General features: G+C 68.4%; 13 protein-coding genes. 11 read left to right on the top strand and 2 right to left on the bottom strand.

What is annotated here, in order from left to right; translation table 11 throughout:
• Positions 1 to 45: 45 nt before the first annotated feature.
• On the bottom strand, positions 46 to 828 hold the full coding sequence (locus tag BHK69_RS12850; RefSeq protein ID WP_069690449.1) for a S1 family peptidase: 783 nt from the start codon (positions 826 to 828) through the stop codon (positions 46 to 48).
• A 573-nt stretch (positions 829 to 1,401) separates the two neighbouring features.
• Here BHK69_RS12850 and BHK69_RS12855 point away from each other — a divergent pair.
• The 7 genes from BHK69_RS12855 (at position 1,402) to BHK69_RS12885 (ending at position 8,380) form a co-directional block, all read left to right on the top strand.
• Entirely contained in the window at positions 1,402 to 1,713 is a 312-nt protein-coding gene (locus BHK69_RS12855; protein WP_148663397.1) for a PepSY domain-containing protein, read from the top strand.
• Between the two features lie 128 nt (positions 1,714 to 1,841).
• Positions 1,842 to 2,510, top strand: coding sequence for a response regulator transcription factor (locus tag BHK69_RS12860; RefSeq protein ID WP_069690451.1), 669 nt, complete (start codon positions 1,842 to 1,844; stop codon positions 2,508 to 2,510).
• Positions 2,511 to 2,519: 9 nt separating this feature from the next.
• Positions 2,520 to 3,896, top strand: a complete 1,377-nt coding sequence (locus BHK69_RS12865; RefSeq protein ID WP_069690452.1) for a sensor histidine kinase — start codon at positions 2,520 to 2,522, stop codon at positions 3,894 to 3,896.
• A gap of 324 nt (positions 3,897 to 4,220) precedes the next feature.
• On the top strand, positions 4,221 to 5,339 hold the full coding sequence (gene ccmI / locus BHK69_RS12870) for a c-type cytochrome biogenesis protein CcmI (RefSeq protein WP_069690453.1): 1,119 nt from the start codon (positions 4,221 to 4,223) through the stop codon (positions 5,337 to 5,339).
• Positions 5,336 to 5,887: a cytochrome c maturation protein CcmE gene (gene ccmE / locus BHK69_RS12875; RefSeq protein WP_083269312.1), complete on the top strand. Its 552-nt coding sequence runs from the start codon at positions 5,336 to 5,338 to the stop codon at positions 5,885 to 5,887. The genes ccmI and ccmE overlap by 4 nt, the downstream gene beginning before the upstream one ends.
• Before the next feature lie 7 nt (positions 5,888 to 5,894).
• Positions 5,895 to 7,907: a heme lyase CcmF/NrfE family subunit gene (locus BHK69_RS12880; RefSeq protein WP_069690454.1), complete on the top strand. Its 2,013-nt coding sequence runs from the start codon at positions 5,895 to 5,897 to the stop codon at positions 7,905 to 7,907.
• Positions 7,908 to 7,912: 5 nt separating this feature from the next.
• Positions 7,913 to 8,380, top strand: coding sequence for a cytochrome c-type biogenesis protein (locus BHK69_RS12885; protein WP_069690455.1), 468 nt, complete (start codon positions 7,913 to 7,915; stop codon positions 8,378 to 8,380).
• A 157-nt stretch (positions 8,381 to 8,537) separates the two neighbouring features.
• Here BHK69_RS12885 and BHK69_RS12890 read toward each other — a convergent pair whose 3' ends face one another.
• Entirely contained in the window at positions 8,538 to 9,059 is a 522-nt protein-coding gene (locus BHK69_RS12890; protein ID WP_069690456.1) for a hypothetical protein, read from the bottom strand.
• Between the two features lie 195 nt (positions 9,060 to 9,254).
• Here BHK69_RS12890 and BHK69_RS12895 point away from each other — a divergent pair, with 195 nt between their 5' ends.
• The 4 genes from BHK69_RS12895 (at position 9,255) to BHK69_RS12910 (ending at position 15,744) form a co-directional block, all read left to right on the top strand.
• Positions 9,255 to 10,448, top strand: a complete 1,194-nt coding sequence (locus tag BHK69_RS12895) for a trypsin-like peptidase domain-containing protein (RefSeq protein ID WP_083269846.1) — start codon at positions 9,255 to 9,257, stop codon at positions 10,446 to 10,448.
• Positions 10,449 to 10,572: 124 nt separating this feature from the next.
• Positions 10,573 to 11,256 carry a response regulator transcription factor gene (locus tag BHK69_RS12900; protein ID WP_069690458.1) on the top strand — a complete coding sequence of 228 codons (684 nt, stop codon included), beginning with the start codon at positions 10,573 to 10,575 and terminating at the stop codon, positions 11,254 to 11,256.
• A 58-nt stretch (positions 11,257 to 11,314) separates the two neighbouring features.
• Positions 11,315 to 12,772, top strand: a complete 1,458-nt coding sequence (locus BHK69_RS12905; RefSeq protein WP_244548520.1) for a sensor histidine kinase — start codon at positions 11,315 to 11,317, stop codon at positions 12,770 to 12,772.
• A gap of 17 nt (positions 12,773 to 12,789) precedes the next feature.
• On the top strand, positions 12,790 to 15,744 hold the full coding sequence (locus BHK69_RS12910) for a bifunctional [glutamine synthetase] adenylyltransferase/[glutamine synthetase]-adenylyl-L-tyrosine phosphorylase (protein WP_069690459.1): 2,955 nt from the start codon (positions 12,790 to 12,792) through the stop codon (positions 15,742 to 15,744).
• Positions 15,745 to 15,799: the final 55 nt, after the last annotated feature.

Here is a 15,799-nt window from a genome sequence, read left to right on the forward strand (position 1 = left end):
GTATGGCTTGCGGCTCGCCAGTCTAGAGGCTGTTAGGCACTCTCGTCAGCGGCGCGTTGTCCAGCTGGCGCTCTCGCCCCAGTTCGACAAGGTCTTGTCGATCCAGCCGCGTTGCGGGGCGACGAGAACGCCCTGGCTCAACAAGCCGCAACTCTTGCCCGAGGGGCCAGTCGACCAGCTGGCGACGGCGACGACGCCGCCATCGGCCGATGTCATCGGTCCGCCCGAATCGCCCTGGCAGGCGCCGGCGCCCGCCTTCCTGCCGAGGCCGGCCGAATCCGCCGCCCAGATCAGGATACGGCCGGGACCATAGGGCTCGACGGTGACGAGCCCGGCGGAGCGATAGGTTCCGGTCGTGCGGGCCTCGCCTTCGCGGGTCACGCCATAGCCGGCGAGCGTCACCGAGGAGCCGGAGCGCGGCAGGTCGCCATCGACCAGCGTCGCCGGGACAAACCGAGCCGGCAGCGCGACCTGGACGCGCAGCAGCACGAGATCGATCGAGCGCCGGCGATTGGCGACGGCTCCGCCATTGAATTCGGGGTGGATGGCGACGCTGGCCGGGGCGATCAGCACAGGCTCGTCGCTGCCGCCCTCCTTCCAGTGGATGCGCAGATCCGTGCCGCCATCGGCGCAATGCGCCGCGGTCAGGATGGTGCGCGACGACAGGACGATGCCCGAGCAGACGCCGCCGCGCGCGTTCAGCACCATCAGGGTCGATGCCGCGGCCGGGCCGCCATCGCGACCGCCGACCACCGCGCCCGCCATTTGCGGAGCGGCGACCGCCGACAGCGCCAGCCCCGCGGCTGCGATCAATCGTCCGAGGCCCATGGTGCGCTCCTTACTCGTCGGGAGGGCTGGATAGCGCGGCGGCCGGCCAATTTGAACCCGTAATCCGATTTGAACCCGCAATCGGAGCGCCATCACGCCTCTCGCCCTGACACTTCCCGAGACAGGCGCGGGGAACCCCTCTCCTGTAAGGAGAGGGGCAGGGGTGAGGTGTCGGCCCCTGGACCAGTCGCGTGGAAGCCTCACAGCGTGGCTGCGGTTGGCGCACGGCCAAAATGTCGAACGGCCGACCCCTCACCCTGCCCTCTCCCTACGGGAGAGGGTTCCCCGCGCCTGTCCCGGTAAGGGAAGGCGGCGCGGTTCCGATGCTAAGCAGCGTGCTCCTGGAGCATCCTTCGAGACGCCCGCCCCGAATTTATTGTGCGGCGGAGGAGCTTGCCGATTTCGGATCGCACTGCCGGCTGATGTCGCGCTCGTGATCGCCCGGATCAGCGCCGTGCTCGGGCGCGGCCATGAATGGCGTGGACGGGTGGCGATTGCGTGACGTACTCTGCGCCGATGCACGCCATGGTATTCATGGTGTGTTCAGTCGGCCGGGGTTAGCGCATGTCGATGATGCCCGTTGAACCCATCTTCGCTCTCGCTTTGCTCGCGGCCCCGCTGCCGATCATCCGGGTCGATGACCCGACGCCGATCTCGTGCCTCTCCGCCGAGGAGATGCGCGATGCCGTCGCCGATGGGCGCGTCATCCAGCCTGCGCAGGCCTCGCGTCATGCCCGCAATGCGGCGCCGGGCGAGGTTTTGCGCATTCGGCTGTGCCGCCAGGGCGAGGAATATGTCTATGTGGTCACGACGCTGAAGCGCGACGGCCGCGTCGCCCGCGTGACGCTCGAGGGCCAATCTGGCAAGGTCGCGACCATACGTTGAGCGCGAGGCCTCGCGATTCGAGCCCGGCCGGGCCACCTATCATCGCTCATCAGGCAGTTATCATTGCTAATTGGGCAGATATCTTTGCTAACCAGGCGGATATCCTTGCTAACTAGGAGTACGCGACCGTGAGACTGCTCGTCGTCGAGGACGACAAGGACCTCAACCGCCAGATCGTCACCGCGCTGGAGAATGCCGGCTATGCGGTCGACAAGGCTTTTGACGGCGAAGAAGGGCTCTATCTCGGCGAGACCGAGCCCTATGACGCCGTCATTCTCGACCTCGGCCTGCCGAAGGTCGATGGCGTCGCCGTGCTGCAAGGCTGGCGCCGTGCCGGCAAGACGATGCCCGTGCTGATCCTGACGGCGCGCGACCGCTGGAGCGACAAGGTCGCGGGCTTCGATGCCGGTGCCGACGATTATGTGGTCAAGCCCTTCCATGTCGAGGAACTGCTGGCGCGCGTCCGCGCCCTGCTGCGCCGCGCCGCCGGACATGCGACCTCCGAATTGATCTGCGGGCCGGTGCGGCTCGACACGCGCGCCAGCCGCGTCGTCGTCGACGGCAACCCGGTCAAGCTGACCTCGCATGAATATCGCCTGCTCGCCTATCTGATGCATCACCAGGGCCGCGTCGTCTCACGCACGGAATTGGTCGAGCATCTCTACGACCAGGATTTCGACCGGGATTCGAACACGATCGAGGTCTTCGTCGGCCGCTTGCGCAAGAAGCTCGGCGTCGAGGTCATCGAGACCGTGCGGGGCCTCGGCTACATCGCCGCCGCGCCCGAAAAAGTCTGATCCCGCGCGATGCCGTTGAAGTCGCACCGCTATTCGATTGGCGCGCGGCTCTTCCTTTCGGCTGCGATCTGCTGCGCGCTGGTGCTGATGCTGGCGGGCATCGGCCTCACGACCTTCTACCGCCGCTCCGCCGAGCGCGGCTTCGACGAGCGCCTCAGCGTCTACATCAAGGAGCTCGTGGCCGATCTCGCCGCGCCGCCCGAAGCGGAGCGGCAGGCGATCGGCGATCTCGGCGAGCCGCGCTTCGACCTGCCGTTGTCGGGTTGGTATTGGCAGATCATCCGGCTCGACGGGGAGAAGCCGACAATTCGCGCCTCGCGCTCGCTCGTTGGCAGCCAGTTGCCGAAATTGCTCGACCAGCAGTTGGCGCCCAATGCGCGGGGCCTGCGCGAAACCTATGTTTCGGGGCCCGATGACCGCGCCTTGCGCATCCTCGAACGTGAGATCGATGTCGGCGAGGATGGCCGCTTCACCGTGGCGGTCGGGGCTCCCGCCGACGAGATCGACGGCGATATCCGCGATTTCCGCTTCGCCCTGACGCTGACCTTCGTCCTGCTCGGCCTTGCGCTCGTCGCCTCGACGCTCATCCAGGTGCGCTTCGGCCTGCGGCCGCTGGTGCGGCTGGGAAGCGCTGTCGGGGCTGTTCGCACCGGCGAGGCGCCGCGTATCGCAGGCCAATACCCGCCCGATCTCGCGCCCTTGGCGGGAGAACTGAACCAGCTCATCGACGCCAATCGCGAAATCCTGGAGCGGGCGCGCACCCAGGTCGGCAATCTCGCGCATGCGCTGAAGACCCCGCTCAGCGTCATGCTGAACGAGGCGGAAGCCGGGGAGGGCGCGCTGCCCGACATGGTCAAGACGCAGGCCGCGATCATGCGCGACCAGGTTCAGTATTATCTCGACCGCGCCCGGGCAGCCGCGCTGTCGGGCGCGCTCGGCGGGGTGACCGAGACCGCGCCCTCGCTCGACGCCTTGATCCGCACCTTCTCGAAGATCTCGCAGGGGCGCGGCATCACGGGCTCGCATAGCGTGCCGGCCGGAATCCGGTTTCGTGGCGAGAAGCAGGATTTCGAGGAGATGCTGGGCAATCTGCTCGACAATGCCTTCAAATGGGCGGATGCGACCGTCGAGGTCAGCCTCGCGCCGCCGTCCGATGCCGGGCCCGAGCGGATCGCGCTCCTGATCGACGATGACGGTCCGGGCTTGCCGAACGAGGCGATGGCGGATGTGCTGAAGCGCGGCCGGCGGCTCGACGAGACGATTCCGGGCTCGGGGCTGGGCCTGTCGATCGTCGCCGATCTCGCGAAGCTCTATGGCGGCGGCCTCTCGCTGCAGAAATCGCCGCTGGGCGGCTTGCGGGCGCGCCTCGTCCTGCCTTCCGTTTGAATCTGACCTGACATGAGCCAGGCAATATCAGGAGGTTCCTATCGCTTGCCATCACCCGCATCGTCATTCCGGACAAGCCGCGTTAGCGGCGCCGATCCGGAATCCATCGTAGAGTTCAGTGCCCTCCGATGGATTCCGGATCTCCGCTTCGCTGCGTCCGGAATGACGGCGCGTAGGTGGTCAGGACAGAAGACTCTCGGGATGAGGGCTCGAATGTCCAAATGCGCTCTGACAAGAAGCGCGGTCTGAGATGAGGCGCCTGCGTGACCCTTTGTCGCCACCTTCGCGCGTGAAGCGCGGCCCGCGATTGTCTAAGAGTTCCTGATGCTGATCTGGATCATCTTTGCGGTCATGACGGGGGCGGCGGTTTTCGCGCTGCTCTGGCCGCTCGGCCGTGGCCAGGGCGCGGCTTTCGCCGACGGCTCGGATGCCGCGAGCCTCTATCGCGCCCAGGTCAATGAGATCGACCGCGACCTCGGCCGCGCGCTGATCGGCCCGGCCGAGGCTGAAGCTGCCCGTGTCGAAGCCGCGCGGCGCCTGCTGCGCGCGGCCGACAAGGAGGGCGATCCGGCCGGCGAGACGGAATCGTCCCTGCGCCGCCGCCGCGCCAGCTCGGCTTTGGCCTTGTCCTTTGTGCCGCTGCTCGCATTGCTGGTCTATGGCGCCTATGGCTCGCCCACGCGTCCTGACCAGCCGCTGTCGGCGCGGTTGCGCAGCGATCCGTCGCAGCAGGATTTCGCGGTGTCGCTGGCCCGCATCGAGGCGCATCTGGCGGCTAATCCGGCAGATGGGCGCGGCTGGGCGGTGCTCGCGCCGGTCTATCTGCGGCAGGGCCGGCCCGAAGACGCGGCGCGCGCCTTCACTGCTGCGATCCGCAATGGCGAGGACGGGGCGGAGATGCGCGCCGGTCTCGGCGAGGCTCAGATCCTTACGGCCGGCGGCGTGGTGACGGTGGAAGCGCGCGAAACCCTCGCCGAGGCGCTCAAGCGCGAACCCGGCAATCCCCGCGCGCGCTACTTTCTCGCCATCGCCAGGGAACAGGACGGCGACAGCCAGGGCGCTGTTGCCGCGTTCGAAAGCCTGCTCAAGGATGCGCCGCCCGGCGCAGCCTGGGCCCCGGCCGTGCGCCAGAGGTTGCAAGCTCTCGACAACCACGCGCTCGACAGAGATACGGCGCGGGCCGAGATCGCCAAGCTGCCGGCGGCTGATCAGCAGGCGGCGATCCGTGGCATGGTCGAGGGGCTGGCCGAGCGCCTGAAGGCGGGCGGCGGCACGCTGGCCGAATGGGAAAGATTGGTCCGCTCGCAGAATGTGCTCGGCGAGAAGGCCGCCGCGCGCGAGGCTGTCGCGATGGCGCGTTCGCGCTTGTCGCAGGACAGCGCCGCACTCGTGCAGCTCGACCAGCTCGCGGGCGAACTCGGGCTGAAGGAGCCGGCGCCATGACTGCTGCCGAGCCCACTGCCGAGCCCGCTGCCGAGCCGTTGCGTCCGGTCGCCGCCAAGCGCCGCTGGACCCGCAAGCAGCGCCGTCTGGCCCTGATCGGCGCCGCCGGCGTCGTGCTCTGCCTTGCCGCCGGGCTGGTGCTCGTCGCCATGCGCGACACCATCGTCTTCTTCTACGGACCGACCGAGATCGTCGAGAAGGGGCTCGCGCCCGGCACGCGCATGCGGCTCGGCGGGCTGGTCGAGACAGGGTCCGTCGTGCGTGGCCCGGGTCAGCGCGTCGTCTTCGCGGTCACCGACAGCAAGACCACGCTCAACGTGACCTATCAGGGGCTCTTGCCCGATCTCTTCCGCGAAGGGCAGGGAGTCGTCACCGAAGGCGTCTTCGAGGGCGCGGGCCGCTTCCGCGCCGACTCCGTCCTGGCCAAGCATGACGAGACCTATATGCCGCGCGAGGTCGCCGACACGCTGAAGAAGCAGGGTCATTGGCAGCCGGGAGCGGCGGGCCCGAACCCATCCCCCGCCACGCCACCCCCCGTCACCAAATGAGGCGCGCATGATCGTCGAGATCGGCCATTTCGCGCTTGCCTTGGCGCTTGGCGTTGCCGTGGTGCAGGCCCTGGTGCCGCTCTGGGGCGTGGCGCGTCATGACCGGGCGCTGGCCTCGGTCGGCACCGCTGCGGCGATCACCTGCTTCCTGCTGGTCGCCTTGGCTTTCGCGGCCCTGGTCGCGTCCTATGTCCGGTCCGATTTCTCGGTCGAGAACGTCGCTTCGAACTCGCATTCGGCCCAGCCGCTGATCTACAAACTGACCTCGGCCTGGGGCAATCACGAAGGCTCGATGCTGCTCTGGGTCTTGATCCTGACGCTGTTCGGGGCGCTGGTCGCGCTGTCGCGCCGCTCGCTGCCGGCGCGGTTGCGGGCCGGCACGCTCGCCGCCCAAGGCGCGGTCACGGTCGCCTTCCTCGCCTTCACGCTTCTGACCTCGAACCCCTTCCGGCGGCTCGATCCGGCACCGGGCGAGGGCCAGGATCTCAACCCGATCCTCCAGGATCTCGGTCTCGCGATCCATCCGCCGCTGCTCTATGTCGGCTATGTCGGCTTCTCCATCACCTATGCCTTCGCGGTCGCCGCCCTGATCGACGGGCGGATCGACGCGGTCTGGGCGCGCGCAGTCCGGCCCTGGACGCTGCTCGCCTGGGTGTTCCTGACGCTGGGCATCGCGATGGGCTCCTATTGGGCCTATTACGAGCTCGGCTGGGGCGGCTGGTGGTTCTGGGATCCGGTCGAGAACGCCTCGCTGATGCCCTGGCTTGCCGGCACGGCGCTGATCCATTCCACCGTGGTGATGGAGAAGCGCGACGCGCTCAAGGTCTGGACGATCCTGCTCGCGATCCTGACCTTCTCGCTCTCGCTGCTCGGCACCTTCATCGTCCGCTCCGGCGTGCTGACCTCGGTGCATTCCTTCGCCAGCGACCCGGCGCGCGGGCTCTTTATTCTCGCGATCCTGATTGTCTTCGTCGGCGGCTCGCTGGCGCTCTTCGCCTGGCGTGCGCCCTTGCTCAGGCAGGGCGGCCTGTTCGCACCGGTCTCCCGCGAGGGCGCGCTCGTCGTCAACAACGTCTTCATCGCGACCTCCTGCGCCACGGTCTTCATCGGCACGCTCTATCCGCTGGTGCTGGAGATGCTGACCGGGGACAAGATCTCGGTCGGCCCGCCCTTCTTCAACGCGACCTTCGTGCCGCTGCTGGTGCCGCTGCTGCTGGTCCTGCCGCTCGGCCAGTCGCTTGCCTGGAAGCGTGGCAATCTGCTCGGCGCGGCGCAGCGCACTGCCGCTGCCTTCGGCCTCGGCATCCTCGTTGCGGTCGGCGTGCTCGCCTATATGCGCGGCGGGCCGGTCCTGGCGCCGCTCGGCATCGGGCTTGGCGTCTTCCTGGTCACTGGCGCGATCTTCGACCTCGGCGAGCGCATTGTCGCGCGCGCCAGCGGCCTGCGGGCCGTTCTGTCGCGGGCGAAGGGCCTGCCGCGCTCCGCCTGGGGCACGGCCTTCGCCCATGCCGGCGTCGGCCTGAGCGTGATCGGCATCGCCGCCGCCGCCTGGAGCACGGAGGCGATCGGCATCCTGAAGCCGGGCGAAAGCCTGACCAGCGGCCGTTATACCGTGGTGCTCGAAAGCATCACCCCGCGCCCCGGCCCCAATTTCCGCGAGGATGTGGTGCGTTTCCGCATCCTGTCGGGCGACAGGCCGCTCAAGCCCGTCGAGGCGATGAAGCGCGTCTACACGGCCCGCGCCATGCCGACGAGTGAAGCGGGCATCCGCACCGACGGCCTGAGCCAGGCCTATGTCAATGTAGGCGAGATCGAGAGCGATGGTGGCATCGCCGTCAGGCTCTACGACAAGCCGCTGATCCTGCTGATCTGGATCGGCGCGATCGTGATGGCCTTCGGCGGCGCGCTCTCGCTGACCGACCGGCGCTTCCGGCTGGCGGCGCCGCAGCGTGCCAAGCCTGCCGACAAAAAGCCTGCCCGCGCCAAACCCGTCCCCGCCGCGCCTCAACCGGCGGAGTGAGGCCGATGCTGCGCGCCCTTGTCATCGTTGCGCTTTGTCTGGGCTGGGCCGGCCCAGGTCGCGCCGTCCAGCCTGACGAGGTTCTGCCGAACGCCGCGCTCGAACACCGCGCCCGGGCGATTTCCGGCGGCTTGCGCTGCCTCGTCTGCCAGAACCAGTCGATCGACGATTCCGACGCGCCCCTGGCCCGCGATCTGCGCATCCTGGTGCGCGAGCGGCTGGTCGCCGGCGACAGCGACGCGGCGGTGCAGGATTTCGTCGTCGCGCGCTATGGCGATTTCGTGCTGCTGCGCCCGCCCTTCACGATCGCGACCGTGGCGCTCTGGGCCGGGCCCTTCCTGATCCTGCTCTTCGGCCTCGCCTTCATCTGGCGCAGCGGGCGGCGCATGAAGCCGCTGGGCGGGGCGGCAGCGCCGCTGTCTCCCGACGAGCAGGCGCGCATCGAAGCGCTGATGAAGCGGGACGGCGAGTAGACCGCATCTCATGCCAACGGGTTTTCCATCTGGCTTGAACCGTCGTTGCGAGGAGCGTGAGCGACGAAGCAATCCAGGAGGGCTCGCTCTACGCCCCCCCTGGATTGCTTCGCTGCGCTCGCAATGACGGCGTGGTTCCAGCTGAAATCATCAGAGTCTAGCGGCTGATGCCGCATTGGCTGGAGAGTTCCGCCGCATAGGACGTATGATTTCGGCCGGAGACGGCATAGGCGGCCCTGCCGCTCGCAGATGGCCGGCTTGAGGCATATGTCGCGTAGGTGCGCGCGAAACATGCAGCTTTTGCGCCGCTATGTCCCCGTTCCGCCGCGATCTTCAGCCCGACGGCATAAATTTGGCCGGCAGCTCTCGGCGCGGAGTATCCGGCGGTTTGCCCTTCCTGCCGGCGCGCCGCCCGATCGGCCAGCCGGTCGATCCCACATCGGCTGTGCTGCTCGGCATTATAGGCCGGTGTCGAGGCTGCGTGCCAGTTCCGCCGCCCATTGGCCTTCTCCACGACGACGGCGTGCTTGGCGAAGACCTGCGCATAGCAGCCGGCATTGGCGTAGCCTCGCCCCTCGGCTATGCGCAGCCCGGATTGATAGGCCGTGACGGTCTGCGCCAGCGCCGCATTGCTGCCGAGCAGCAGCATGGCGGCGACCGCATGTCTGAGAACGCCCATTACCAATCCCCCCGGCGAATATCGGTTCGCGGATGGAGTGTTCCTGCAGCGTAAACGCCCGTCAAGCGTGCGGGGGCGAGCCCGCCCCAACCTTACGAAATCGTCATCTTCGCGCCAAATCCGGGTAAGGCTGCGCCCGTCATGGTCCCTCGCACAGACAGGGAAGGCCCTGCCGATTTGACCGAGGGTTTCGCCATGACGACCACCACCTCAAGATCCATTCTGAAGCGCGGCGTCCTGATCGCCGGCGCCGCCACGCTCGGCATCGGCCTTGCCGCCGGTATCGCCGATGGCGCGCTGAAGCTCGATCACCGCGCCTTCGCCCAGCCGATTCAGCTCTCGGGTGTCCAGACGCAGCTGCCCTCCTTCGCCGACATCGTCGAGAAGGTGAAGCCCGCCGTCGTCTCCGTCCGCGTCAAGACCCAGACCGTCGCCGCCACCGATGAGGACGGCCAGGGCAGCCTGGACGATCTGCCGCCCGGGCTGCGGCGCTTCTTCCGCCAGGACGGCCAGGATGGTCCGCGTCAGGACGGCCCGCGCCAGGGCCGGCCGCAGCCGCGCCAGGGCATGGCGCAGGGCTCCGGCTTCTTCGTCAGCCAGGACGGCTATGTCGTGACCAACAACCACGTCGTCGAGAACGCGGTCGAGGTCCAGCTCGTCACCGATGACGGCAAGACGCTCGAGGCCAAGGTCGTCGGCACCGATCCGCGCACCGATCTCGCGCTGCTGAAGGTCAAGGACGGCGGCAATTTCCAGTACGTCCAGCTCGCCTCGGCCAAGCCGCGCATCGGCGACTGGGTGCTGGCTGTCGGCAACCCCTTCGGGCTCGGCGGCACCGTGACCGCCGGCATCGTCTCGGCGCAGGGACGCGATATCGGCTCGGGCCCCTATGACGATTACCTGCAGATCGACGCGCCGGTGAACCGCGGCAATTCGGGTGGGCCGACCTTCAACCAGCAGGGCCAGGTCATCGGCGTCAACACCGCGATCTTCTCACCCTCGGGCGGCAGCGTCGGCATCGCCTTCGCCATTCCCTCCGCGACCGTCGAGCAGGTCGTCGATGCGCTGAAGAAGGACGGCTCGGTCGCGCGCGGCTTCATCGGCGTGCAGATTCAGCCGGTGACGAGCGAAGTCGCCGACGCGATCGGCCTCAAGGAGGCGCGTGGCGCCCTGGTCGCGAGCGCCGAGCAGAACGGCCCGGCCGCCAAGGCCGGCGTCAGGCGCGGAGACACCATCGTCGCCGTCAATGGCGAGCAGGTGAAGGATGCGCGCGACCTTTCGCGCCGGATCGCCAAGTTCGCGCCGGGCACCAAGACCAGTCTCACGGTCTGGCGTGACGGCAAGGAGCGCCAGCTCAGCTTCGAGGTTGGCCGCCAGCCGGCGGCCTAAACAGGGGCAGGCTCGAGTCTCACGGTTCCTGTCGCCCCCACCGGGAGACCAGCCTTCACCGCGGCAGGCCGGATGCGTATCGTCCGGCCTGCCGTTTTTGCGTTTTGTAGGATAGGCTTATCCCATGCGACTCTTGATCGTTGAAGATGATGCCGAGGCAGCGGCCTATCTGACCAAGGCCTTCCGCGAGGCCGGCCATGTCGCCGACCATGCCGCTGACGGGCTCGAAGGCTACGCCATGGCGGAAGGCGGCGGCTATGACGTGCTGGTGGTCGACCGCATGCTGCCGCGCCTCGACGGGCTGTCACTGATCCGCTCGCTGCGCGAGCAGAACGACGTGACCCCGGCGCTGATCCTCTCGGCGCTGGCGCAGGTCGATGACCGCGTGAAGGGCCTGCGCGCCGGCGGCGACGACTATCTGCCGAAACCCTATGCCTTTTCCGAACTGCTCGCGCGGGTCGAGGTGCTGTCGCGCCGCCGCGCCGCGCCGGCTTCCGAGCCCACGACCTATCGCGTCGGCGATCTCGCGCTCGACCGGCTCGCCCACCGCGTCGCGCGCGGCGAAGAGGAGATTCCGCTGCAGCCGCGCGAGTTCCGCCTGCTCGAATATCTGATGAAGCATGCCGGGCAGGTGGTGACGCGCACCATGCTGCTGGAGAATGTCTGGGACTATCATTTCGACCCCCAGACCAATGTCATCGACGTGCATGTCAGCCGCCTGCGCGCCAAGGTCGACAAGGGCTTCGAACACCCGATGATCCACACCATTCGCGGCGCGGGATACATGGTCCGTGACACGGCGCGCTGATCCTGCGGGGCAGGGCGCGGCTACGCAGAGCGTCCCGCGCAAGACGACCACGCATCTGTTGCCAAACCTGTTCCGCACCACCGCCTTCAAGCTTACGGCGGTCTATCTCGTCATCTTCGCGCTCTTCGCCGGCTTCGTGCTGGGCTATGTCGCCTGGAATGCCAGGCGCCTGCTCGACGACCAGATCCGCTCGACCATTGATGCCGAGATCCAGGGGCTTGCCGAGCAGCAGCGCCAGGGCGGCATCAGGCGGCTCGTCAACATCATCGAGCGGCGCTCGCGCGGGCCCGGCGCCTCGCTCTATCTCGTCACCACACCGGTGGGCGATCGTCTCGCCGGCAATGTCGAGGCCGTGCCGCCCGGCGCGCTCGACCGGCCGGGCGAGAGCGAGATCGAATATGCGCGCTCCGCCGATGCGGTCGACACGCCGAGCCGCGCGATCGTGCGCGTCTTCGTGCTGCCTGCGGGTTTCAGGCTGCTGGTCGGGCGCGATGTCGAGGAGCGCGAGCGTCTCGGCGTGGTGATCAGGCGCGCGGCTGGCTGGTCGCTGCTGCTGGTCTTCGTGCTCGGCTGCTTCGCGAGCTGGTTCGTGGCGCGCCGCGTGCTGAAGCGCGTCGACGGCATGACCGATACGGCCCAGTCGATCATGGCCGGCGACCTGAAGGGCCGGTTGTCGATCTCGGGCACGGGCGACGAGCTCGATCGTCTCGCGCTGAACCTCAATGCCATGCTCGACCGCATCGGCGAATTGATGGCCGGCATGCAGCAGGTCTCCGACAACATCGCCCATGACCTGAAGACGCCCTTGACCCGGCTGCGCAACCGCGCCGAGGAGGCACTGCGCACGGCGAAATCGCCCGACGCGCTGCGCGCCGCGCTCGACGGCTCGATCGACGAGGCCGACAACCTGATCCGCGTTTTCAATGCGCTCTTGATGATCGCGCGGCTCGAGACCGGCCGCATCCAGGACAGCATGGATGCGCTCGACCTCTCCGAGATCGTCTCCGGCATGGCGGAGCTCTACGAGCCGCTGGCCGAGGAGGCAGGCCTCTCGCTGGTCACTGAGGTTGCGCCGGAATTGCATGTCTCGGGCAATCGCGAATTGCTTGGCCAGGCGCTCGCCAACCTGATCGATAACGCCCTGAAATACGGCCAGCCGGTCGAGGCGGGCGCGGCGACGGTCGTCGTCTCGGCGGCTCCTGTCGGCTCCGAGATCGAGCTTGTCGTCGCCGATCATGGCCCGGGCGTCCCGGAGGCCGATCGCGGCCGCGTGCTGGAGCGCTTCGTCAGGCTCGACCAGAGCCGCAGCAAGCCGGGCTTCGGGCTCGGCCTCTCGCTGGCGGCCGGCGTCGTCAGGCTGCATGGCGGCCAGCTCAGGCTGGAGGACAATGCGCCGGGCCTGCGCGTGGTGATCTCCCTGCCGCAAGTGCAGCCGAAGCCTGTGGACATGCCCGAGGGCGGCGCGCTCCCGGCCTCGACAGCGCAGCCGAACCCTGCTGGCTTGCAGTCGGCTTGACTGGCGGGACTGAGACGATGGACGGGCGGCTTTGCGATCGATTGAAGGCCGCGCCCGTGCTGCCGGCCAAAGCCCGCCGCGAGGTGCTCCTGGTGCGCGAGCTGATCGAGCGCCTGCGCGACGATCAAGCCGCCGAGGCTCTGACGCAGCACTTCGCCGCCAACCCGGCATCAGTCGATCTCGTCGCCGGCATCCTGGCGCATTCGCCCTTCCTGACGCAGATCATGCGGCTTGATCCCGCGGGCCTCGTCTCGGCGCTGACGACAGCGCCGGAAGCGCGCCGCGATGCCTTGCTGGCCGAGATCGCGGCGACCGCCGCGTCGGGCGTCGAGACGGCCGAACTCATGCGCGCCCTGCGCCGTTTCCGGCAGGCGATGGCGCTCTTGATCGCGCTCGCCGATATCGGCGGCGTCTGGGATGTCGAGGCGGTCACGGCAGCGCTGACGGCGATGGCCGATGCCGCCGTGCGTCTCGCGACCGAGCATGTCCTGCGGCAGGCGGCCGATCTTGGCCGCATCCGCTTGAGCGATCCGGCCGATCCCGGCGTGGGCTGCAGCCTCGTCGTGCTCGCGCTCGGCAAGCATGGCGCGGGCGAGCTGAACTACTCCTCCGACATCGATATCGTCGTCTTCTTCGATCCTGAAACCGCCGAGGCTGCGGGCGTCGCCGAGCCGTCGAGCTTCTTCGTCAAGCTGACGCAAGCCATCGCCCGCATCATCCAGGAGCGCACGCCCGACGGCTATGTCTTCCGCGTCGATCTGCGCCTGCGGCCGGACCCGGCCTCGACCCATGTCGCGGTCGCGCTGCCATCAGCCTATTCCTATTACGAGACCGTCGGCCAGAACTGGGAACGCGCCGCCATGATCAAGGCGCGGCCGGTCGCGGGCGACCTCGCACTGGGCAAGCGCTTCCTCGCCGATCTCGCGCCCTTCATCTGGCGCAAATATTTCGACTTCGCCGCGATCGCCGACATCCATGCGATGAAGCGCCAGATCCAGACGGTGAAGGGCCATGAGACGATCGCGGTCGAAGGCCATAATGTGAAGCTCGGGCGCGGCGGCATCCGCGAGATCGAGTTCTTCGTGCAGACGCAGCAGCTTGTCTTCGGCGGTCGGCGCCCGGCCCTGCGCGGCCCGCGCACGCTGGAGATGCTCGGCGAACTGACGCATGAGGGCTGGATCACGCCCAAGGCGCGCGACGAGCTGGCCGAATCCTATCGCTATCTGCGCGTGATCGAGCATCGCCTGCAGATGCGCCATGACGAGCAGACGCAGACCCTGCCCAAGGCGAAGGGCGATCTCGAAGCCTTCGCGCGCTTCTGCGGCTATCCCTCGACTGCGGCCTTCGGCAAGGCGCTGACGGCTCATGCCAGGCGCGTCGAGGGGCACTACGCCTTGCTCTTCGAGGAGGGGCCGAGCCTGGCCAGCGAAGCGGGCACGCTGAGCTTCACCGGCACCGAGCTCGACCCGGACACATTGGCGACCTTGCGCAAGCTGGGCTTCCGCGATCCGGGCACCGCTGCCGAGACGGTGCGCGGCTGGCATTTCGGCCGCCGCGCCGCCGTCACCAGCGCTCGCGCCCGCGAGGTTCTGACGGAGCTCACGCCGGCGCTGCTGGTGGCGCTCGGCCGCACCGTCGATCCCGATGGCGCGCTCGCCCATCTCGACAACGCCTTCGTGCGCATGCCGGCGGCAGTTGAATTGCTGACGCTACTGCGCTCGCATGCCTCGCTGCTGACGATCTTCGCCGACATCCTCGGCAGCGCGCCGAGGCTCGCCAAGGTCGCCGCGCTCTATCCCCATGTCCTCGACGGCATCATCGACCCGGCCTTCACCTCGGCCAATCTTGACACCGATGCCTTGACCGGTCGCATCAGGGCCGTCGTCGGCAATCCGCCGCCCAGCGTCGAGGACGGGCTCGACCGTCTGCGCGATGCGGCGCGGCAGGAGAATTTCCTGGTCGGCGCGCGCCTGATTTCGGGCGTCTACCGGGCCCAGCAGGCGGGCCAGGCTTATTGCGCCGTGGCCGAAGGCTGCCTGCGCGTCGCCTTCGACGATACGCGCGCCGCCTTCGCCGCCGACCATGGCCTCATTGCGGGCGCGGAGACGGTGGTGCTGGGGCTGGGCCGGCTCGGCGCGGGCGAGCTGACGCCGTCCTCCGATCTCGACCTGATCCTGCTCTATGACCGGCCGGAAGACGCCGGCCCGAGCGACGGCGCCAAAAGCCTCGACCCCGTCACCTGGCATGTCCGCTTCACCCAGCGGCTGGTTGCGGCGCTGACGGTGCCGACGCGGCGCGGTGGGCTCTACCAGGTCGATATGCGCCTGCGGCCGACCGGCAACAAAAGCCCGGCGGCGACCCAGTTCTCCGGTTTCGAGGCCTATCACACGGGCGAGGCCGAGATCTGGGAGGAGATGGCGCTGACGCGCGCTCGCGTTGTCGCCGGCGATGCCGGGCTGGCGCAGCGGGCTCAGGCTGCGATGACCCTGATCCTGCGGCGCGAGCGCAAGCCGGCGAAGGTTGCCGCCGCGGTGCTGGAGATGCGCGCCCTGATCGCCAAGGAGAAGGGCGAGACCGATCCCTGGGATCTGAAGCTCGTGACGGGTGGCCTGACCGATCTGGATTTCCTGGCGCAGTTCCTGGTGCTGGCCCATGCCGCGCGCCACCCTGGCCTGGTCGCGCCCGATACCGCCTCGGTTTTTGCCGCGGCGCGGGAGGTTGGATTGCTGTCGGCGGCCGATGCGGCGTTCCTCATCGAAGCGCACAGGCTGATCGGCGATGTTCAGCTCTGGCAGCGTTTCACCGTCGACGAGACGTTCGATCCCGCCGCCGTGCCGCCGCGCGTGCTCAAGCGGATTGCGACGGCTGTGGGCCGGCCGGACGCCAAGGTGCTGCGGGCGGAGCTGGACGAGATGCGCGCCGGTGTCCGCGCCCTGTTCCAGAAGCTGCTCGGCGCGGCCCGCGCCGGGTGAAGGGCGCAATGACTTGTCACGGACGCACCGCCGTCATTCCGGGGCAGGCTGCAGG

The sequence above is a fragment of the Bosea vaviloviae genome, from assembly GCF_001741865.1.
Taxonomy (GTDB): domain Bacteria; phylum Pseudomonadota; class Alphaproteobacteria; order Rhizobiales; family Beijerinckiaceae; genus Allobosea; species Allobosea vaviloviae.